We start from the raw sequence: 22670 nt of genomic DNA, 5'->3' as shown, positions 1-22670 counted from the left end.
GTGTTATCTCGTAATTATTTCGCATCTTTAATTTAGTTCTGCCCATTTAAAAAACCACCCTAAAATAATATCTTGTGCTTTGAACCAGAACGCTTGTTCCGGAGTCATAAAATTAAGGCTTCCGTGAGGTCGATTGTTATACCAATCGACAAATTCTTCAAAAAAATTAAACCTATATCTATGTAGTTCATAGGTATGATTCCATTTTTCAAATTTCCCATTTGTCTGTGGATGATGATACTTACAGAAAATATGATTAATTCCTTTATTCTTGCAGTATTCCTGGAATTTACTTTCAGATTGGTCTCCATCGTTTTTCTTTTTATTTGCAAAAAATTGAGATCCATGATCGGTAATCACTTCCCTAATGCCAATTATCTGTTTATTTTTCTCATATGCTTTTTCAAGCATATCTATACAATGACTTGCATATGCGTTATCATACTCCCCACCAGATATAATTTTTCTTGAAGCATCATCTAATACTGCACACATCCATTTATTCAATTTAGAGCTATAATGCCAATCCATATGTACCGCAGACAAGCTATGTCTCCTTTCATACCTAACCCAAGGTTTTCTACGTTTTTGTTTGCATTTATTTGGCATTGCTAATCCCCCATCAAGCAATATTTGATGAATATAATTATTTGAGATTGGTATTTTAAGTTTATCTCGTAAAAATTTCGCAATATAAGTAGCACCAAAATTATGCTTCTTATGGATTCTAAGTATCCTATCTTTTAGATTAGGGATTTCCTTCCTATAAGGCTTCCTTCCTGGCTTTTGTATCGGGAGATATGCGGTATTTTTACAGAAATAGCTCCAAACTTGCTCCACTCTGCGTTTTGAAATATTAAACTGCTTAGCGATTAAAGCTGATGACAATCTATTTTGTTTTCTTTTCACTATACGCACCTGTTTTTTAATTATTAATTTCATGGATAAAGCAACAGCTTTATCATACTTTAAACAAGTGCGAAATATTTGAGGGATAACACAGTTTTAGCGTTGCCAATGTCCAGTCATGCCGCTAGTTTTTACCAGTGATTCTTGATTTTAACCATAAAAATTAAAAATATTTCGGAGTTCTGTTTCCAGTGTAATTTTTATTTTTTGGATGAAGCCTGTTTTTCAAATACATTTAGCCAGAATTTAGTTTTGCCCTGCATAATTATTCTTTCATGAATCATCCGGAGTTTGTTTTCTTCAGCCATTTTTTTAAGAAGCTCATTTTTTTGCGTCAATGCAACAAATAAACCATTTTGATTTAAAATATATTCTATTTGATAAAAAAGTTCTTTATATATTTTTATTATTTCATGTTCAGATCTGCGTTTAGAAGGACAAGGCAGGTATGTTACTAATTTGTTTACTGTTTGTTTTTCAAACTTTGTGTCAAGCCATTCAATATCAATTTTTGTATTATGTATATCCTTATCTACACCTGCAATTTTTGCATTTTTTTGGGCATATTTCACATGAGAAAGCAGACTGGCATATCCGTAAATTTTAAGTTTACAGGTTTTTATGTTATCCAGTTCATCAAAATAGCCCTCGTAAAACGTTTCTTTGAAAGGAAGTAAACGCTCAAAGCAGAATTTATTTTTTCTGTAAAAGTTGACCGATTTTTGCAGCATAAATAATGCGGCTTCAATTTCAATTGCGCCTGAACCTGTAGCAGGGTTTAATAATACATCTTTCTCATTATAATCCGCAATTCTGACCATGCTATATGCAATTGGACCTTTTATGGTTTCAGCAGATGAAAACATTTTATAATCACGTTTTGAAAGGTCTAACAGAGTTAAATCAATCCCTATATAACAATTATTATCATGGATATAAACATATATTAAAATTTCTGGATTATCAAGGTCAACTTTTAACTGGTCCTTTTCATAGAATATTTCACCAACTTCCTGCATAATAGTTTCACTTGAAAATTTATGTTCTCCGGAACGAGTACATTTAACTTTGAAAGTTGTATTTTTATTTGTCCAGCCTATCAGTTTAATTTTTTTAACATAATCTAATATTTCTTCAAGTGAATTAAATTTTAGCATACCTAAAAAACCAAGCACTTTTGTTGGAGTCTGCGACATGTAACAATAATTTAAAACTTTAGCCTCGTTTAACTCAAAAATTACGGCGCTTTCATGTTGTGAAGAATCAACACCGCATAGTTCTCTTATTTCAGTTGCGCAGATATCTTCTGTTCCAGGAAAACATAAGGCTATAATTTTCATATTAATATCTGGCCTTCATCATTTGACGTTTTTTTAATTCTTCCAATGTAGGGACATTTTCAGGATTGGGCTTAGGGTTATAATTCGGCATTTCAGAGTTATTTTTTGGTTCTGCTGGCATCTGTTCTGGAACTGCTTCTTTTTTAAATTCAGATTCTTTTATTGGCATGATATCCTCATTGGTAGGGGGCATGTTTGATGATTGAATTGGATCTTTATTTTGAATTATTTCAGATTCAGGATTGTCTTCTGGAATTATTTTTGCAATAGCTCTTACTGCATCACCTTGATTTAATCGCATTAGCCTTACTCCTTGAGTATTTCTTCCAATATTTGGAACATGTTTAGCATTTATTCTTATCATGATTCCGCTTTGAGAAATCATCATAATTTCATCTTTATCTTTAACGCATTTAGTTGCAACAACTTTGCCGTTTTTTTCAGTACATTTTATGTTAATTACTCCAATTCCCCCTCTTCTAACTATTCTGTAGTCTGAAACCGGAGTTCTTTTTCCATAACCTTTTTCAGTGACTGTTAATATCGTTTCATTATTTTCACAAATTATTGCGTCAATTACTTGATCATTTTTTTTAAGAGTAATTCCCTTTACTCCGCGGGCATTTCTTCCAATTGATCTTGCGTCCTTTTCGTTAAATTTTACTGCCATTCCATTCTTTGTAGCAATCATAACCTCATTATTTCCGGAAGTCATTAAAACATTAACAAGTTGATTATTTGCATCTAATGAAATGGCCCTTATCCCGCCATTGCGCGGTCTATTAAATAAGTTTAATAAACATCTTTTGATAGTGCCATCTTTTGTTATCATGACTAAATAACTATCGCGGTTAAACTCCTTGACTGGAATCATTGCAGTAATACGTTCATCTGCATCTAACCTGATTAAGTTGATCAAAGCCTTGCCTTTTGATGTTCTTGATCCATCGGGTATCATATACACTTTTAACCAGTGCAACTGGCCTTTATCCGTGAATAGGAGCATATGCGAATGTGTTGACGCTACAAATAAATTCTCTACAAAATCTTCTTCCGTTGTGCTTGTACCAATTATTCCTTTCCCGCCGCGGTTTTGGGTTTTATATGAATCCATACTTTGTCTTTTGATATATCCTTTATGGGTTATAGTTACAACGACTTTTTCTTCTTCAATTAGGTCTTCGTTATCAATTTCAAGGTCTCCGCCTTCGTTGATTTTTGTTCTTCTTTCGTCCTTGAATTTTTCTTTTATCTCTTTAAGTTCAAATTTAATAATATCCATTAATTTAATCTTAGAATCTAAAATTGATTTTAATTCACTGATCAATAACATTGTTTCTTTGTGTTCATATCTGATTTTGTCTTGTTCAAGATTTGTAAGTCTCTGCAACCTCATATCAAGAATAGCTTGAGATTGTTTTTCAGTTAAATTATATTTTTCAGTTAAATCTATCTTTGCTTCAATTGCAGATTTTGCAGCTTTGATTAATGTTATAACAGAATCAATATTTTCTAATGCTATTACTAATCCCTCGAGGATGTGACTTTTTTCTTCTGATTTTATTAAATCATATTGTGTTCTTCTTGTGACAACTTCAATACGGTGATTAATAAAATGATTGATTATTTGTATCAGGTTTAATGTTTTTGGCTGTTGATCTACAAGCGCCAATGAATTAACACCAAAAGTAACTTGCAGTCTGCTATGTTTGTAAAGCTGATTTAAAACAATTTCTGAATTTGCATCTTTTTTTAGGGTTATAACAATTCTCATTCCTTCTCTATCGGATTCATCTTTTAGATCGGCAATGCCTTGCACGTGTTTATCTCTTATTAGATCCGCAATTTGCTCAATTAAAGCGCTCTTGTTTACCTGGTAAGGTAATTCCGTAATAATGATATTTTTCCTACTTTTTTTTTCTTCTTCTTCAGCTTTTGCTCTTATTATTAATTTTCCACGGCCAGTTAAATATGCTTGCTTTATACCTGCGTTTCCTAAAATGGTTCCTCCTGTCGGGAAATCTGGACCTTTAATATAATGCATTATATCGTATACAGAAGCTTCGGGGTTTTCAATGTAATGTATAATGCCATCAATAACTTCTACAATGTTATGGGGAGGCATGTTTGTAGCCATTCCTACTGCAATTCCGCTTGTTCCATTAACAAGTAAATTTGGGACTCTCGAAGGCAGAACAGTTGGCTCTTTTAATGAACCGTCAAAATTAGGTTGAAAATCTACTGTTTCTTTTTTAATATCGCTTAATAATTGCTCTGCAATCGATTTTAACCTTGCTTCTGTATATCTCATTGCAGCGGCATTATCACCATCAACACTTCCGAAGTTGCCCTGCCCATCAATTAAAATATATCTTAATGACCATGGTTGGGCCATTCTTACCATTGTATCATAAACTGCTGAATCCCCGTGAGGGTGATATTTACCAAGGCATTCTCCCACAATTCTTGCCGATTTTTTATAAGGCTTGTTGTGGAACATTCCCATTTCGTTCATTGCAAAAAGAACTCTTCTATGCACCGGTTTTAAACCATCTCTCACATCCGGTAGAGCCCTGCTTACAATAACAGACATGGCATAATCTAGATAAGATTTTTTCATTTCATTTTCAATTAATTTGAGAACAACATTTCCTGTTTCTGCATGATTTTGCACTGCAATTTCTTCTTCCATTTTATACCTATAATTTTAATGTTTATTAAATTAGAAAATTGCATTATTTATAAGCCTTTTGGTGTTAAATTTAGGGGTTATAGCGTCTATAACCCCTAAATTTAGAAATATCAATTATTAGGTTCGTTCTTCTTTTATGGATTCAATTGCAAGATGAATCTCTTTTTCAGCATCATTAAAAGTTTTAAGCTGTTCCTGCTTTTGTTTTTGCAGTTCTGACTTAATTTTATGATTTTCAACCGCTTTTTCTCCTTCATGAATTTCAATCTCAGTTTCATCTATTTTATCCTTAATATTTTCAGGGACTAAATTTTTTAGAACTTCTTTTTCTTTTTTATGTGTAGGTAAATCAAAATAATTAAAGAATTTTTCCGTTAAATTTATTTTTTTGGTTCTTCCAGATTTAATTCTTGAAATAAAGCCTAACTCTTCAAGTTCTTTTATGTCGTCATATGCTTTATTTGTTCTAATGTGTACGACATCAGCTTGGAGCGCGGGATGTTTCCATGCTATAACCCCTAGGGTTTCCATTACACTTTTACTTAGCTCTGTATCGCTAACAATATTTTCTACGATATCGCAATATTCTTCTTTAACTCCCATTTTCCAAAATTCGTTATCTTGGATAAGACGGAGCGATGAATCATTTTTTTCATATTCTTCCTTTAACTCATTAAGGTATTGGTTAAGAAGGCTATCTTCAGTAATTCCAGACAATTTTTTGATTTCATTTAAAGATATGTGTTTGCCGATTGTAAATAATACTGCTTCCACTTTTTTTTTAGGGGTTTGTGTCATTTTATGATAAATAATAATACTCTTCTTCTTTTTTAATCTTATTGTCTTTTAATAATATTTCAATGAATGGTTTTAAACCTTCTTCAGGGATTCCACAAAGTTTTGATAATTCTTCTTCTTTTAATTTTTTATTATGCAATGAAACCAGTAAAAGGTTTAGTATTGTTGTTTGCATGTTCTTTTTTAGGAATATATTTTCGTTATTTTGATTTTTTAATACAGCATCCATCTTATGGAGTTTCGCTTGTAGATCATTAATAAAATCTGTAATTGTATGGTGATTAAATATGATTTTATCAGGACCCAGGATTTCAACTGAAGCGGGCATGTAATCAAAGCAAAATCCTACAAGGTTTGAAACACCTTTAATAAGGAATTCTATTTCGGCAAAAGTACTCCATATTTTTTCTTTTTCCTCTCCGCCTGTTTCTGTTGGAATTTCCTGTTCTTTTGCCTCTGCAATTTCTTTTGAAATCATTTTAATTGTGGTGCTTTTTGTAATAGTTTCAACATATTTCTTAATCGTTTCTTCTATATGTTCTTTTGGTTTGCCCACTATTTCGAAAATTATCCGGGTATGTAAATATCCGAGATCTATCCAACTTTTAATTTCTAGTTTTTCCATTTTAGATTATAATTTAGGTTTGATTTATATTATTTGTGGTCAATACCGCTTTGCAGAAATTCTTTCATATGGGTTGTTTAAATGATAAAAATATTATTTACTGGAATACTAAGAGTAAACTCAGATATGATAATGCTCATATTGTTCATTCAATAATGGGAAAGATTTTTGCAATGCCGGAATAATTTTTGTTTAATCTAAAGGTACTTCGCTCCATAGTTGCCAATCTTCAGAGGGGTAATATGGGGGAGTTACATTTCTATAAGGGGATCTGCTGGCAAAATAACCTTGATGAACCTGGCCGAATTGCACAGGTTTGGATGATTTTATAGAGTATATTGGGCTTCCAAAATAACTCCATGCTGATGTTTCTTGTTTTACTGGATCTCCCCAGCCTTCAGATTCAAAAGTTCCTTTGTATCCTTTTTCTTTTAGATATTTTATTGCGTCATATAAAGGCATCGCCCCGTGTCCAGCAGGCAATTGGCTCTGAGAGTAACCAAAAGTATCAGCTATGTGCACATGACCTATAACATCAGCTTCACCCAATTTTTTTATTTGTTCAAGGTACCACTTTTCGAATCTTTTATCAAATTTTTCTTCAGATTCGCCAGGTTTTTTTTGAAAATAACGTTTCCACATACCTAAATGTTCTGTGTCCAATGTTGATTTAATGTGTCTGTTTGCAAGTTTTTCTGCTTCAGACATTTCAATATTTTGTTCTTTATGTAATCGCTCAGCCATACTTTTTCTTGATTCCTGTACAAGTTCAATAAGTTCATCAGGATGGCTGCCATGACCCATTTCTGCGAATATATTTTCAGGCGCAATAAAAATGTCTCGGACTTTTTGGATTTTGCCAAATTTTGCTTCGGCTTTTTGTGTTTCTTTCATTGCATCTATCCCCAAACTAGCTAGAGAGTTTATACTTTTATTTTTTGCATAATTGCTAATTGAGTCAGTTGTTTCTTGCACTCTTTCAAGTTCTTTTATATTTCTTTGACTTGACATCGTTGCTTCTTTAAACGATTCTACTTTTCTTTCATTATTTTTAATTTGCTGGTCTAGTCTTTTTAAAATTAAATCTTTGTTGCCCTTTTCAGATTCAGGGATAAAAATGATTTTTGAAATCTGATCTTCTATTCTTTCTAATTCTTCACTTGCAGGATAAGTTTTAATATATTCTTTAATTTTGTTTATTTCCTCTTTTACTTTGTCTGCGCCTTCTTTGGCCTCAAAATATCTTGATTGGTAATCGAGCGATTGGCTGTTAGCTTTTTGCATCTGAGTTTTTAATGTTTCATCAAAAAATAATTTACCCGGGTCAATATTTTTACCTGTTTCTTTTTGTATTTTATGGGCTTGATTTTCGTAATAATTCCAAGTTTTTTTAAATGACTCATATTCGCCTTTCTCGTTTACATACAATTTTGGAACTTTTTCACCAGCTATAGTTTCTGTTTTTGCAAGTTTTTCATCAGTAACCATTTCGCCATTTAAGCCTTCATAATAAAAATCGTAGTTCACCTGGTCTTCTCTCACTGTTTGGATTATTTGTCCAGTCTTTTTGTCAATAAGATGATGCACCCTTTCTTTTTTTCCTTCTTCGCCTGCAAATTCTGAAAAAAGAGTTCCGTCTTTGTCTGCTTTTGAGATAGACCTTGGAAATTCTCCGGTATGAACAACAATTGCTCCGCCTAGCGCTGTTTCTCCTGCGAACTGGATAGCTTCTCTAATTTCACCCAGCTGTCTTTGTCTTTCCTGTTCAGAAAATCCTCTTTGTCCTAGGCCAGATAAATTTCCAACTGTTCCAGGACTAACATGAGTACTTGTAAATCTTACCTGATTTATGCGGGCCATTTCTCTTAATTCTTCACGTTCTTCCGGGCTGTAACTGCCAGGACCTTCAAACACGTTGCTTGCCTGCATAGAAAGCTCAATCTCTTTAACTCCCCGGCCCATTGCAGCCGTTACAGTTTGCCTTAATCTTTGACCTTGTACCGGTTTCCCTTCAGTAACACTTGTACCTATTTCTTCAATGCTTAATAAAGGTTTAGACATGTTTTTACTTGCTCTATTTTCACTTTGTAAATTATTTAACATTTCATATTCTCTGTCCATGCTATGATAATAGCCCAGATTAATTTCTACCATTTAGTTATATCTTCTATTTGGACTATATAAAATTTGCTTAGAATAATGTCCTGATACTACATAGAATAATATTTAGAAAGCCGGTTTATCAAAAATTAGCTTCTGTTAAGCTATTCATCTATGGCAAAAGACAAACTATATTTGTTGAATAAACAAAATGGTTAGCTCTCATAGGAGTGAAGCTAACTTTCTTGTAATTGATTTTCTATTGGTTTAGAATGAGGCCATTCCATGGGCCTTTTTGTATAAGTTGAAAAGTAGGTAAAGTGTCATCTGAACATCTTTTTCGGCTTTACTTTTGTCTGTTTTTTCTGCATCAACTTCTTTTTTAGGTTTAGCTTTTTCTACTTTTCTTGAAAGGTCTATTCCAACCATTTCAGCAAAACCTTCGCCCATCATTTTGAGTGGCGATATTGTTGCTTTAGCGAGTTCTGTAAATGGTTCAAACAATGATTGTCTGGGGGGTTTAGGTTTATCCTCTTCTTTCTCTTTTGCAGTTTTTTCGTCTTCTTTGAATGTTTCAAGCCCCGCCTCTTTTAAATAAGCTTTTAAATCATCTTTAAGCACTTCCATTGCAGCGCTGATTGAAGTATCAACTGAACCTAATAATTCAAAATCTTCATCTTCCCTTAATTTCTTAAATGCATCAATTTCTTCATTTTTCCACGTATAACCCCTAAAACTTACTTCAACTCTTCCAACATGGATAGCTCCTTTATGTTGATAATTTTCTTTATGAAACTCTAAAGCGGGCCTTGTTTTGTAAAGGAAATGGACAAGTATACACCGATTATGCGGGGCGCCTTTTTTCTTTGCAAGGAACTCAACTTCAATCATTGACTGTTCAAAAGCACCGACTAAATCCGGACTTTTTATTCTTTCTAAATCTGAACTTAATCTTTTTGCCTGTGTTAAATAAGGACGAACCCAGTTCATGTATGTTCTGATTATTTCATAATGTTGTCTTAAATATTTTATCATGAATTTTCTTCGGTTTACATATTCATAATAACTTTTTTCTTTCCATGAAAAATAAGAATAAAGTTTTGATTTTAACACATTAATCCAAAAACTGAATTTGAATTTTTAGCGCCGCCTTCTACTAATTCTATCCATAAGTTTTTTAACGCGATTTCTGCAGATTGGCTTTCAGACCTGTTTAAATTTTTATTTTCGATTTTATCTTTTTCGTTATTTCTAAATTTTTTGTTGCTTTCGGTATACATTTCAAGCCTTAAATCAATTGTTTTTAATTCGCGAATCATACCAAAAAGTTCTTTTATGAATTTGCCAATCTGCGCAAGATATTGCATTGCAAGAGTTTGCTGTCTTTCTAATCTTGTGCCTGTTAAACCAAAGAATGACGAAGTTTCTGTTGCTGTGAACACATCTTTAAGTTTTATAATATCAACGTATTGCATTCCTTCACGTAGCATGTTCAGAATCCAAAAGTATGGTTCTTCTATACTCATTCCATAAGATTCTAAAACTAATTTGTATCTTTTAATAGATTGTGGGAAAGCTAAATCGGGTTCATCTAAATAATTAGCATTAGCTTTTTCTTGCTTAAAATCATGTTTTTTTAGAAGTTGTTCGTGGTTCAATCTTTCACCTTTAACAGTCTAACTATTATACCTATCTATTCTAAGAAATTATATAAGGCTTTCGGTGGTCTTGATTTTTTTAAACATTAATTATGTTATAGTAGTGTTCTAAACCGTAATTATGTTACGGTAGTAATAAATTTAGTAATGTGCCGCTGCGCAGATACAAAAGTAACATTAATGCGGTTTAGTTAAGTTTATGTTTTTGATGATTGATTTTATTGTTTTTTTGGTAAAAAATATAAATCAATGTTAACAAAAGCAGAAATGATATTATCCAGCCTGCCTTATCGAAGGTTTCTAATTTCGCGGGTTTTTCAGATATGGTTTCTGTTTTTTTAATAGTTTCAGGGTTTTCAGAAGTTGTTTTTTCATCATAAAATACTTTTTTTGGAGCTGAAATTGCATAATATTGCAAAAATTCATTGACATCAGATTCAAATTCATAAAATTCTTCATTTATTGAGATTCTTTTTTTTGTAGATAATTTTATCCAATCAATGTCTTTGAAAACATTTAATCTTATATTATCTTCATCAATAGAATTATTTTCAACCCATTCTTTTTTAACTCTAAATATTATTTTTGACGTTCTAGTATTGCTTTTTAAAATATTAGATGTTTTGAATTCATAAAATTGATAGCTTTCTGTATTCAGTATTGGGGTTGTTACAGGTCTGTAGGGTAGTTTTATAAGTTTGAATACGGAATTTTCAGTTTCTGTATTGACATTAATCCAAATCTCTCTAATGTTAAATTCTTCATTATTAGCAAGGAATTTTGTTGGCTCAACAGCTGATAATTTTTCCCAGTGTTTGCTAAATTCAATTGTTCCATAAGTTGCTTCGCCGGTAATATCTTCAGCTGCAATTACCAAATTTGAAAAAATTAATAATAATGTTGTCAGAATTGTAATATCTTTAATGTTCATATACTCCACCTTTTTTAATATTTAGATATTTAACCTTATATATCTTTCGTATTTGTGGGTTCATCCGGAGTAGTTTCATTGTCAATTAATTATGTTTAGATGTATTAAGAATTATTAATTAAAATATCTTTTAAGAACAAGAAGTATCTAGGTTCTTTTGATAACATTTTAAGACTCATCTGTAATATTTGGTCTCTGTTATGCGTGCCAAGGATATCTTGGATTTTATCTTGATTTGAAAGACTTACCAGTTTGTTTAATGAGTTATTATTTAACCTGTCTAAAATTTTTCTTGTCCAAAGATGCAAGTTTAATGACTTACCAAGTTTATGTTTCCATAAAGTTTCATAATTTTGTTTTGTTTTGATGCTTTTTGTAAGTTGTTCTGCTGCTTGCAATGAAGGGACAATGCCTCCGCCTGTAGTAGCTTTTATCATGCCTGCCGCATCTCCTATAAGATATGTATTGGTTTGATAAGTTTTAAGTGATGGATCATATACTGGAATTAAACCGCCTTGTCTTTCGATTATTTTGGCATTGTTATAACTTGTTTTTAACAAGTGATCTAGTTTCGTTCCACTTTCTTTATAACTAAATATTCCCACTCTTGCAATTTTTTCATTTTCCGGAACTACCCATCCAAAACCTTGTTTGAACAAGAAAGTTTCAACTATATCTTTTTCAAAATTACCTTCTATTATTGCTTGTGAACCTATAAAAAAATTTTTGATGCCGGAACCCATACTTTTGCCAACAACTGATAAAGGTCCGTCAGCGCCGACAATATATTTATTTTGAGTCACATATTTAGTTTCGCCGTTAATTGAAAATTTTAATTTCTTATTTTCTATTCCAGTTAATCTGTGGTTATGAAATACTCCTGCGCCGGTTTCAATTGCTTTTTCAATTAAATATTGATCAAATTTTGTTCTGTTTAAGATAAGGTCTGGTTGTTTTAATTTAATTTCTAATCTTTTTTGCTCAGGACTAATGATTTTTAAAGTTTTAATCTTATTAACAATTATATCTGGTTTAATATGTAAAATGTCTTTTATAGCAGAAGTTACTATGCCTGTGCATTGGACTGGCTGACCAATAGTATCATGTTCTTCATAAATGTCAACATCAAAGCCTTCTTTAGAAAGTAAATAAGCTGAATATGCTCCAGCCGGTCCGCCACCTATAATTGATATCATGCACTTATAATTTTATGGAAGCTTTATAAAGATTTATAGATAACTCAATATATATGTATACAATTAAAGAAAAGCCGGAGGATTTTGTAGTTGAAGAAGTTACAAATGTTGAACCTTCTAAAGATGGAAAGTTTATATGTTTTTGGTTAAAGAAAACAAATCTTAATACGTTGCAAGCCATAGAATATATCGCAAAAGCGTTGCATACTCAGCCTAAATTTATCAATTTTGCCGGAACTAAAGACAAGGTTGCCATTACTACACAATTAATTTCTATAAAAGGTAAAAACAGGGTACAAATTGAAAAATTAAAGTTTAAAGATATAGACTTAAGGTTTTTTGGTTATAGAGATGAACCATTACATTTAGGAGAACTTGATGGAAATAAGTTTAAAATTGTTTTAAGAAATGTAATCCGGAAAGCAGTTAAGAAAAATAATTTTATTAATTATTTTGGTGAACAAAGGTTTTCCGATTATAATATAGCAATTGGGAAATCTCTTATAAAAAGTGATTTTAATATTGCTGTACAATTGATTGAAAAAAGTGATTCTTTTTATTTTAGAAAATTGGAAGCATATTTAGACAAAAAGCCCAATGATTTTGTCAATGCTTTAAAATTAATGCCTAAAAAGTTATTAAAACTTTATGTGAATTCTTATCAATCTTATATGTGGAATGAAACCGTTAAATCTTATTTGAAAAATAATCAACCGGGGGAAAATATTGAAGTTCCGATGATAGGGTTTGGTTTAAATATTGAAAATTTGGAGCTTAAGGAAATTGTTAATCGGATAATGAAGGTTGACAGATTAAATTTTAGAGATTTTATTGTTCGGGCTTTGCCAGATTTAAGTGCTGAAGGTGATAATCGTAAGATTTATATGGATATTAAGGAGTTTAATATGGAACAAAAAGGAAAAACTCTAAATTTAAATTTTCAATTAGGCAAAGGAAGTTATGCGACTGAAGTTGTCCGTCAATTATTTGAATAAGTCGAGAACTTTTTTACATTCTTCAATAATTTCCGGAATTTTCCCATTTGCATTAATTTCATGCAATTTATTTTTAGGTTTATAAAAAGTGATTAAAGGCTTAGTTTTTTCTTCATAAATTCTTAACCTTTCTTTAATAATTTCTGGTCGTTCATCTTTTCTTTGCACTAAACTACCACCACATCTGTCGCAAGTATCTTTTATTTTTGGCGGATTATTTTTTATATGGTATATTGCTTGACATGATTTGTTTAGGCAAGTTCTTCTGCCAGATAAGCGTTCAATAATTCTTTTTTCATTTGCGTCAAAATTTAGCACCGTATCAATATTAATAAAATGTTTTGCTTGATATAAAGTTCTAGGAAAACCGTCTAAAATGTATCCGTTTTTGCAATCCGGATTTGAAAGCCTATCATCTATTACTTTTAAGGTAGTTTTATCATCAACAAATTGTCCTGCCTCTATGAGCGCTTTTACTTTTTTGCCTAGTTCAGAGTTATCATGTTTCATTGCTCGAAATATGTTTCCAGTTGATATGTGTGGAATCTTATAATATCTTGAAAGAATGTCTGCGTATGTCCCTTTACCTACTCCCGGAGACCCGAGGAATACAATTTTCATATTATCACCCTCATTTTTTAGGAAGTTTTTGCTTAAATAGATTGTTGTAATAGAGAATTAATTAATTGTATAAGATTCATTTTTTAAACCTGCTGGCGGGTAATTATCAAAAATACCGAGGATGCAAGCTAGTGAATTAGATAAGGCTGGTCCATGTTTATCAAGTAATTTTTGATAAGTTTTATCTAATTTTGTTTCTAAATCATGTATTTTTGTATCGAGGCGTCCTATAAAAGAATGATATTTTGTTTTATAACTCCAATTGATACAGAAATAGAATTTAGTGTATATGTCCGGTTCTATATTTTCTCTTCTTGATTTGTAATGTTGAATCTTTCTACATATTGGGTTTAATTGTGCATTAATTAATATTTCTATTTCTTCTGCTTTTTTCCAAGCTTCTTGTGATAACTCTTTTTTTAAAGGATGTATGGTCATTTTAAACCTTTCTTCGTCTTTTTGATTAAAAATGTATAAAGCCTCTGAAGGGAATTGCACCCTCGACCTTCGGCTTTCTTGTGTATATTACAAGGCCGACGCAATAGCTGCTATGCTACAGAGGCGTAGTTTGTTTTAGTGACTTAAATTTGTTTTAGGTCGCTTTGTTTTAGTCAAGCTTTATTAAAAGTTGGGGACTATATTATAGGGGCTTAGTTTTGTATTAGTTTAATTAGTATTGGGATAAGAAAATCATTTAAAAAGTTATCTATTTTGAATGAAATTATATTGATAGATACAAAAAAATAAAAAAAGAAATAAAATTTGAATAATTATTCTTCTGCTAACATAACTACTGATTTAATAGCTACTATTAATGCAGCAAATGCGCTAAATGTTGTAATGTTTACTAAAATTGCTTGTAAGTAACTTCCAATGACTGGAATTAAACTAACAGTTACATTTGCAACGCCTGCCAATAACAGAGCGATAGCAGCTACCAAAAATTCTGTAACTTCTTTAGCAGTGACGTTTAAGAACCCTACAACTAAACCTAAAACCGCTAGTATGAATGTTGCAGTTTCCACTCTGATGATGTCAGAAAATAATCCTGCAATTACAGCGATTAAAATTCCAGCTAAGAATGAATATCTCCCGGGTTTGTTACTTGCGCGACTTTTTTTGGCCATTTATATCTTACCTCCTTTTTTTTAAAAATAGTAATAAATGTATTACTACAATTATTTATTAGATTTACTCATTTATATATGTTTTCATAAATATGCTAGAAAACTAGATTATCAAGGAGCTGATGGGCATTGATTGAATTTTCTAAAAATTTAATTTTTTCCCAATCTTTACCTAATTTTGTTTCTAAATACACTTTCAAATTTAAAATTTCCTGATTACTTACTCGCGCCAATCTGTCAACAAGCATTAATCCGTATGGATAACCGGGGTAAATATAATCTTTAGAATTAGATATCAATTTTTGTATTACTCTGTTAATTTCTAAATTTTTAAGTTCAAGCTTGAAAGAATAACTAGAATGAGAATTTAATTTTGTAATATAATATTTTTCTTTTTCCAAGTACCAACATCCAGATATTGAATTAAATAGAGAGTTATCTTTGTTTTCAGAAGTTTTGGAAAGGCCACAAAACGTATTTAATCCATTAATTTCTTTTCTCTCGAGTTCAGTAAATGCTTCAAATCCACCGTCTTTAATAATTAAACCATTAAATATGCCTTGCATTTGCGTATACATTTTTAGTTCCAGGGCATTTCTAATTATATTTCCCACTTCATGAATGTTTTTGCATAAAACAATGTTAAATTTTTGTTTGTTGATGATTTCTATTTCATATCCTGAGTTATTTGCTTTAATTAAAACCAATTCCTTTTTAATAATAATCTTATTTATCTTATTTTCTTTTAATATTATTGCCACAATCTTTATTGCTTGTAATGAAAGTTTTGGGCTAGAAATAATCTCAGAATTTCCTCCATCAATAAAACATAATGGGTATGTCTGGTTATCGGGAATGATATGACTTACTGTTAAATTGGTTTTATTAAAATTATGATTTTTAATTATATTAATAACTTTATTATAATCTAGCATAATCAAAAATAATATGAAAATCTAAATAAAGATTATTGTTCACTAAACTTGGTTTTTCAGTTTATCTTCTTCTCTTTTTAGATTTTTTTTGTGCAATTTTTCTTTTTACGGTATGTTTTATAGCTTTTCGCTTATTTGTTTTTTTAACAACAGCTTTATGTTTTATTGTTCTACCTACAGATTTGGCTTTTTTTATAACTTTCTTTGAAAGAGCCATTCCTTTTATTCTGGCACTTCTAACTCCTTTAGCAAGTTTAGCTTCTCCTAATTTTGCACCTTCTCTAAATTCGCTCATTAATTCTTTTGCTTCTTTGCTTTGGGCAATTCTGCGGGATTCTCTTTTAGTAAGACTAAGAAGTAGTCTAAATGCTCTTTTTATTCTCCTTTTCATCATATGAATTCACCTCTTTTAGAGTATATTTATTTTTATATTTTTAAAACTTTCTTTTTATTCATTACCGGTAAAGATTGTTCGTTTAATTAGCCACATGCTTAAAATCAGCGATAATGAGTATCCTATTACTGCTAAATATCTGAAGGCTTCTAATGTAAAAACTAGTGATGAACCAATAACTAATGCCCCAATAATTATGCCAAAAGACAGATTTCCTGAAAATTTTTCGAATTCATTAACAAAACTTTCAACATTATTATTTTCAAGGTCAACATTGATTTTACCTGATCTTAAACGTTCAAGCACATCTCTGGTATAATCGGGCAACCCATCTTCCATTTCAACGAGGTCAAAAGAATGGTTTTTGATTTCTTCTATAATTTTTTTAGGCCAATTATTATTATGCAATAGTTTGTTTATTATCCTTACACTTTCTTTTTTTATTTTAAAATCCGGAGCAAATTTAACTGCAATTCCTTCAATGGTCATTAAGGTTTTTCCAAATAATACGAAATCTATTGGTATTTTTAACTGATGTTTCATCGCAATATTTAATATATTTAATATTGATCCAGTTATTTGAGTATGATTCAATGAGTCCAGTTGCATAGGAAAAATCACATAACGTAAATCTCTTTCAAATTCATTTATGTCAATTTGATTATTTCGAGGGTCTAACGAGAGAATTCCGGAGGCAATATTTTTTAAATCTTGATTTATGATGGCATTATAGATTTTTAAAGTTTTATGTTTTAATCTTTTATCAAACTCACCCACTATCCCAAAATCTACAATTCCCAATCTATTATCTTTTAATACTACAAAATTTCCGGGATGCGGGTCTGCATGAAAAAATCCGTATTTAAAAACTTGCAGTATTAATGCTTCAAATCCATTATTAATTATCTTTGTTTTGTCTATATTTTTGTATTTAGGATTATTTATATCATTTAGTTTTATACCTTTTAATAATTCGCTTGTTAAAACTTTAGGGGTTGTATATTTTTTATAGATTTCAGGGATATAAACTAATTTACTATTTTTGAAATTTTCCCTAAATCTTTCGGCATTAATCGCTTCTACGTAAAAATTTAATTCTGATTCAGTCCAGCGAGAAAATTCAGTGATTATAGTTGTAATATGAAAATTATATTTTTTGAAATGTTTATCAAGAATTCTTGCTATATATTTCATTATTTCTAAATCATTTTTCATGATCTCTTCAATACCGGGACGTTGGACTTTAACAGCAACCTCTTTTTTATTAAAAAGCACAGCTCTATGCACTTGCGCAAGGGATGCAGAAGCAAATGGGGTTTCATCAAATGATAAAAAAATTTCTTTAATGGGTTTTTTTAATTCAGTTTCAATTATCTTTATAGCCGCTTTACCTGAGAAAGTTGGAACTTTATCAAGCATTTTTTCAAATTCTATGACATATTCTGGAGGAATTAAATCTGGCCTTAAACTTAAGATTTGGCCGAGTTTGATAAATGTTGGACCTAATTTCTCAAATGCTTTTCGTATTCTTATTGGAAATGAATTCTCACTATCTTTTAAAATTGTTTTTTTAATTCTTTCGTGATAAGGAATATATGTTTTTAATGGAGTTTCATCAATTAAATACCCAAAACCTTCTGCAAAAAATACTGACAAAATTTGTTTAAACCTGTTGATATTTTTTATATCATACCTTATCTGATTAAGCATTGAAAATTTCCTCTCTTATAATATTGGTATATCAATTGAGTTAATCGCTTATTATGTTTATATAATTTGTCATTATATGGCGCTGTCCAGAAAGTTCATTGTCTGTATATTAGTATATAATTTGAAACATAAAGTAGCCAAGAACGTTTTTGCAGTTATAGCTAAATCTGAATGACTCTGGACAGCGCCCATTATATGTATGCAGTGTTTAGTCTTTTAAATACTACAAAAAATGTTACTTTATTTCTTGATTAAACAAGGACGTTATTTATACGAAACCTTTTTAAAAGGCTTCTTTCTTTACTAATTTTATGTCATATGAATTAATTATTTGTGAAAAACCTTCTGCTGCAAAAAATATGGCTAATGCTCTGGCAGACGGTAAGCCAATATTACGAAATGATAAAGGGGTTTCTTATTATGAAGTTACGCGCGGTAAAACAGATATTGTTGTTGTTTCTGCAATTGGCCATTTATATGGTTTAGCCCAAAAAGATCAAAAGAAGAAGTGGACATACCCAATATTTGATATTGAATGGGTACCGACCTCTGAGATTGACAAATCTTTATCTAATACTAATAAGTTCATTAATATTATAAAAAAACTTTCAAAAAAGGCTAAAACATTTATTGTTGCATGCGATTATGATGTTGAAGGGGAAGTTATAGGTTTGAATGTTGTAAGATATGCTGCCGGTCAAGAAGATGCGAAACGTATGAAATTTTCTACACAGACTAAACCGGATCTTGTTAAGGCTTATGAAACCGCTTCACCGCATATCGATTGGCCACAAGCTGAAGCAGGTGAAACTAGGCATATGTTAGATTGGTTTTTCGGTATAAACCTTAGCAGAGCATTAACTGATTCTATTAAATCAGCAGGCGCTTTCAAAGTAATGTCAACTGGGCGTGTTCAAGGTCCGGCATTAAAATTAATTGTTGATAAAGAAAAACAGATCCAATCGTTTAAGTCTGAGCCATATTGGGAAATTTCCTTATTAGGCCATGCGCAAAAAGATCTTACTGCATTACATGAAAAAGATATATTTTGGGACGAGAAAGAAGCAGATAACGTTATGAAGAAAGTTAAGGGTATTAAAACCGCAATAGTTTCTAAAGTTGAATCTAAAAAGTTTAATCAAAATCCCCCCTTCCCGTTCGATTTAACTTCGTTACAAGTTGAAGCTTATAGGTTGTTACATATAAGCCCTAAACAAACATTGTCAGTTGCTCAAAATTTGTATATTTCGGGGTATATTTCATATCCTAGAACATCATCTCAGAAATTGCCAGTTGCAATTGGTTATAAAAAAATATTATCAGATTTATCTAAACAATCTGGTTATTCAAAAGAGATTAAAATGTTATTAAGTTTAAAAACTTTAAAACCGAATGAAGGCCCTAAGAATGATGCCGCGCATCCGGCCATTTTTCCAACGGGTATTGTTCCTAAAGCCATAACCGGTCCAAATCAAAATTTATATGATTTGATCGTAAGGAGATTTTTAGCGGTGTTTGGTGAAGCTGCATTAAGGGAAACATTGAAATTTACAATTGACTGTAATAAAGAAATGTTTATAGCAAAAGGCACAACAACTCTGGAAAAAGGCTGGCATGTGTTATATGGAAGATTTGCAATATTTAAAGAAGAAGAGTTGCCTAAATTGCATGAGGGTGATAAGGTTCAAGTTAAAAAGATTGAAAAACTGGACAAAGAAACTTTGCCACCTAAACGTTATACTGAGAGTTCTATAATAAAAGAACTGGAGAAAAGGAATCTGGGCACTAAATCTACTAGGGCCAGTATAATTGATACGCTTGTACAAAGAGGTTATGTGGTGGGTAAATCTTTAGAAGCAACTTTACTTGGTATAAGGATGGTTGATACACTTTCCAAATACTGTCCTACAATTGTTGATGAAGAATTAACTAGAGACTTTGAAACTGATATGGAAAAAATACGTGAAAAAAAAAGCAATCAAAAAAAGATACTTGACCAAGCTAAAAAAGTTTTACTAAAAATATTTGAACAATTTAATAAAAATAAAAATAATATTGGAAAAGAATTGCTTTCTGCTAACCGTGAAAGTATGCAGCAGGCTGCATTTGTTGGAGAATGTCCGTCGTGTAAAGGGGAGCTTCAGATGAAAAGAGGCAAATATGGGCAGTTTATTGCGTGTTCAAAATATCCGGAATGCAAGGTTACCTTTTCAGTTCCAAGTTTTGGGCTAGTACAACCTACGGATAAAAAGTGTAAAGAATGCAATTATCCTTTAATCCTAGTAATTAATAAAGGCAAAAGGCCAAGGGAGGCTTGCATTAATCCCGATTGCCCAACTAAAAAATTATCTGTCGAAGCAAGTCAAGAAGCTAAAAATATTTTGTCAGGAGCCTTTAAAAAGAAATGTCCTAAATGTGTTGGTGAGCTGGTTTTAAGGTCAAGCATTTATGGGCAATTTTTAGGATGCAGTAAATATCCTCAATGTAAATATACGGAACGTCTTTCAACTGTAGATAAGAAAGAAGGACTTGAGAAAACCAAAAATAAGCCTGTGAAAAAGAAAAAGTAATTGCAATGTTATTTTAATTAAGGCATATGTTTAATTGTTAATCTAAACCCGACACCGCCAGTCACCGCTTTATTTATGATAATATGTTTGTTTCGCTTTGTCTGGTTTCTAAGGCCCTATTTTCCATTAGTTAAATAATTAAAAGATAAACTTTCAGTGAAAGACACTGGTGGAAAATGAGATTTTAAATAAATTTTTATTAATATTATTTGGTTTTTATCTTAATGATGGGATATTTGTTATATATTCAGAAAATAATCATTTATAGATTATTTTAATAAATTTTAAGAATTATAAGAAACATTTAAAAATACATCTCTTTTAATATACTAAATCAAGGCTGGCAATATGACAACTCAAGATGAAATTTCAAAAATCATGTATACATATACTGCTGAAACTAATCAGTTAGAACAAGAAAACAGAATTTTACGAGAAACTGTTTCTCAGTTGAAAAATGAATTAGATAGATATAGACAAAATCCTTTAATGGTTTGTGAAATTAGGGAGATTAACGGCAGCAATGCAGTTATTAAAATTCCTAACGGCAATATGTTTCATGTCAATATTGCATCTGATTGCCCCAAACTTTTATCTGGTGATTCGGTTTTAGTTGAGCAAAAGAATTTAACTGTTATAAGCAAGCTTGACAATAATAAAAAGTTTAATGTAGAAAAATTTGTTATTATGGAAAAACCAACAACTTCGTGGGATGAAGTTGGGGGATTATATAATGAAGTAAGAGAAGTTAAAGAAGTTATTGAATTGCCGTTGTTAAAACCTGAGCTTTTTAAGAAAATAGGTATAACGCCGCCTAAAGGAATATTACTTTATGGCCCTCCCGGAACAGGGAAAACTTTACTTGCTAAAGCAGTTGCTGCAAGTACAAATTCAACATTTATTGAAATTGTGGGTTCTGAATTAGTGCAAAAGTTTATTGGTGAAGGAGCTAAGCTTGTGAAAGAAATATTTCAGTTAGCAAAAGAGAAAGCACCAACAATTATATTTATTGATGAAATTGATGCATTAGCTGCTACGAGGGTTGAGCTTGGTACCTCCGGGGAAAGAGAAGTACAAAGAACATTTATGCAGTTTTTAGCTGAACTTGACGGGTTTAAAAATTTAGGTAATGTGAAAGTTATAGGGTGCACCAATAGGATGGATATTCTTGATCCGGCAATTCTTCGTCCAGGAAGACTTGACAGGTTAATTGAGGTTCCTAATCCAGATGATGCTGGGGTATATGAAATATTAAAGATTCATGCAAAGAATATCAAATTACATAAGTCTGTGGATCTTGCCGAAATTGCGATGTTAATGAATGGATTTTCAGGCGCAGAGATTAAATCTGTATGTACTGAAGCAGGATATTTCGCTATTCGTGATAATCGGGGCAAAGTTGGAAAAGAAGATTTTTTTAGCGCCGTAACCAAAGTTAAATGTGAAGAAGAAGAAACTGATTTTATGAAAGTACTAGGTTAATTAGATTTTTTATTTTTCAATATTTTTATAGCTTAGCAGAGATAATAGTGCTGCAACAATCGCGCCCAAAGTATTATATATTAAATCCCAAGAAATATTGTTCCATTCTCCCCAGTCGCCTGCGCCATAGCCCAGAATACCTTCACCTTCTCCAATGATTGAATATCCTATAAATTCTTGATGTTCAATTATCGTGCCCAGGCCCATTGTAATTAAAATTGTGATAAGTGCAGTAGTAAATACATTTTTTTGTGAAGGTTTTATCATCTGATAAATGATTAAAGCCAATGCAAACGTCCCTACAAAATGCATTATCCTGTCAAATGGAATTGAATAAAAAAATGTGCCATACAATTTAGCGTGATGCAGTCCTAATGCTGATAATGCAATTATTACTGACAATTTGTTAAATTTCCATTTGCTGTATTGAAACAGCAATATCAAAAGTAAGGCTATTGTTAGGAAGTTGTCAAATAATAGTTCAGGATTTTGACTATAAAATTCTTTGATGCCTTTCCATATGAAAAATAGGGTTAGTAAAACCATAATTAATTTGAGGTATGATATTTTGGCCATATTTTGTTTTA

The 22670-nt window shown here is 31.2% G+C and carries 20 protein-coding genes and 1 tRNA gene; 3 read left to right on the top strand and 18 right to left on the bottom strand.

Features of this window, described 5'->3' with window-relative positions:
• Nucleotides 1-27 precede the first annotated feature (27 nt).
• The 10 genes from J4418_00950 to J4418_00905 all read right to left on the bottom strand — a co-directional run bounded on the left by J4418_00950 (nt 28) and on the right by J4418_00905 (nt 12249).
• Nucleotides 28-909: a transposase gene (locus J4418_00950; GenBank protein ID MBS3112638.1), complete on the bottom strand. Its 882-nt coding sequence runs from the start codon at nt 907-909 to the stop codon at nt 28-30.
• Between the two features lie 200 nt (nt 910-1109).
• Nucleotides 1110-2249, bottom strand: coding sequence for a hypothetical protein (locus tag J4418_00945; GenBank protein ID MBS3112637.1), 1140 nt, complete (start codon nt 2247-2249; stop codon nt 1110-1112).
• Nucleotide 2250: 1 nt separating this feature from the next.
• On the bottom strand, nt 2251-4941 hold the full coding sequence (gyrA, locus tag J4418_00940) for a DNA gyrase subunit A (GenBank protein MBS3112636.1): 2691 nt from the start codon (nt 4939-4941) through the stop codon (nt 2251-2253).
• A gap of 117 nt (nt 4942-5058) precedes the next feature.
• Nucleotides 5059-5739 (bottom strand): SMC-Scp complex subunit ScpB, encoded by a 681-nt coding sequence (locus J4418_00935; protein MBS3112635.1) that lies wholly within the window; start codon nt 5737-5739, stop codon nt 5059-5061.
• Nucleotide 5740: 1 nt separating this feature from the next.
• Entirely contained in the window at nt 5741-6364 is a 624-nt protein-coding gene (locus J4418_00930; GenBank protein ID MBS3112634.1) for a hypothetical protein, read from the bottom strand.
• A gap of 192 nt (nt 6365-6556) precedes the next feature.
• Nucleotides 6557-8518 carry a hypothetical protein gene (locus tag J4418_00925; GenBank protein ID MBS3112633.1) on the bottom strand — a complete coding sequence of 654 codons (1962 nt, stop codon included), beginning with the start codon at nt 8516-8518 and terminating at the stop codon, nt 6557-6559.
• 213 nt (nt 8519-8731) lie between these two features.
• Nucleotides 8732-9577, bottom strand: coding sequence for a hypothetical protein (locus tag J4418_00920; GenBank protein ID MBS3112632.1), 846 nt, complete (start codon nt 9575-9577; stop codon nt 8732-8734).
• On the bottom strand, nt 9571-10122 hold the full coding sequence (locus tag J4418_00915; protein ID MBS3112631.1) for a hypothetical protein: 552 nt from the start codon (nt 10120-10122) through the stop codon (nt 9571-9573). Before J4418_00915 ends, J4418_00920 begins: the two co-directional genes overlap by 7 nt.
• Nucleotides 10123-10309: 187 nt before the next feature.
• The gene (locus J4418_00910; protein ID MBS3112630.1) at nt 10310-11053 is read right to left on the bottom strand and encodes a PGF-pre-PGF domain-containing protein; all 744 of its coding nucleotides are present in this window, start codon (nt 11051-11053) and stop codon (nt 10310-10312) included.
• Between the two features lie 104 nt (nt 11054-11157).
• Nucleotides 11158-12249 carry an NAD(P)/FAD-dependent oxidoreductase gene (locus J4418_00905; protein MBS3112629.1) on the bottom strand — a complete coding sequence of 364 codons (1092 nt, stop codon included), beginning with the start codon at nt 12247-12249 and terminating at the stop codon, nt 11158-11160.
• Between the two features lie 53 nt (nt 12250-12302).
• Here J4418_00905 and truD point away from each other — a divergent pair, with 53 nt between their 5' ends.
• Nucleotides 12303-13244 (top strand): tRNA pseudouridine(13) synthase TruD, encoded by a 942-nt coding sequence (gene truD, locus J4418_00900; protein MBS3112628.1) that lies wholly within the window; start codon nt 12303-12305, stop codon nt 13242-13244.
• Here the strand turns inward: truD and J4418_00895 are convergent.
• The 7 genes from J4418_00895 to J4418_00865 form a co-directional block, all read right to left on the bottom strand.
• A complete protein-coding gene (locus J4418_00895; protein ID MBS3112627.1) occupies nt 13233-13865 on the bottom strand; it encodes a nucleoside monophosphate kinase in 633 nt (210 codons plus the stop codon). The genes truD and J4418_00895 overlap by 12 nt on opposite strands.
• 57 nt (nt 13866-13922) lie before the next feature.
• Nucleotides 13923-14303, bottom strand: a complete 381-nt coding sequence (locus J4418_00890; GenBank protein MBS3112626.1) for a hypothetical protein — start codon at nt 14301-14303, stop codon at nt 13923-13925.
• A 39-nt stretch (nt 14304-14342) separates the two neighbouring features.
• Nucleotides 14343-14428, bottom strand: a tRNA-Thr gene (locus J4418_00885).
• A gap of 207 nt (nt 14429-14635) precedes the next feature.
• Nucleotides 14636-14992: a hypothetical protein gene (locus tag J4418_00880; protein ID MBS3112625.1), complete on the bottom strand. Its 357-nt coding sequence runs from the start codon at nt 14990-14992 to the stop codon at nt 14636-14638.
• 95 nt (nt 14993-15087) lie between these two features.
• A complete protein-coding gene (locus tag J4418_00875; protein MBS3112624.1) occupies nt 15088-15927 on the bottom strand; it encodes a hypothetical protein in 840 nt (279 codons plus the stop codon).
• Between the two features lie 61 nt (nt 15928-15988).
• On the bottom strand, nt 15989-16318 hold the full coding sequence (locus J4418_00870) for a hypothetical protein (protein ID MBS3112623.1): 330 nt from the start codon (nt 16316-16318) through the stop codon (nt 15989-15991).
• Nucleotides 16319-16375: 57 nt separating this feature from the next.
• Nucleotides 16376-18031, bottom strand: a complete 1656-nt coding sequence (locus tag J4418_00865) for an AarF/ABC1/UbiB kinase family protein (protein MBS3112622.1) — start codon at nt 18029-18031, stop codon at nt 16376-16378.
• 311 nt (nt 18032-18342) lie between these two features.
• Here J4418_00865 and topA point away from each other — a divergent pair, with 311 nt between their 5' ends.
• Both topA and J4418_00855 read left to right on the top strand, forming a co-directional pair.
• Nucleotides 18343-20601, top strand: coding sequence for a DNA topoisomerase I (topA, locus tag J4418_00860; GenBank protein MBS3112621.1), 2259 nt, complete (start codon nt 18343-18345; stop codon nt 20599-20601).
• Nucleotides 20602-20949: 348 nt separating this feature from the next.
• The gene (locus J4418_00855; protein ID MBS3112620.1) at nt 20950-22083 is read left to right on the top strand and encodes an AAA family ATPase; all 1134 of its coding nucleotides are present in this window, start codon (nt 20950-20952) and stop codon (nt 22081-22083) included.
• A gap of 9 nt (nt 22084-22092) precedes the next feature.
• On the opposite strand, the gene J4418_00850 is transcribed toward J4418_00855, so the two are convergent.
• A complete protein-coding gene (locus J4418_00850) occupies nt 22093-22659 on the bottom strand; it encodes a hypothetical protein (GenBank protein MBS3112619.1) in 567 nt (188 codons plus the stop codon).
• Nucleotides 22660-22670: the final 11 nt, after the last annotated feature.

The sequence above is a fragment of the Candidatus Woesearchaeota archaeon genome, from assembly GCA_018303425.1.
GTDB lineage: Archaea > Nanobdellota > Nanobdellia > Woesearchaeales > JAGVYF01 > JAGVYF01.
The sequence above is the reverse complement of the archived record's forward strand: the minus strand, read 5'-3'. Positions and strand labels throughout refer to the sequence as shown.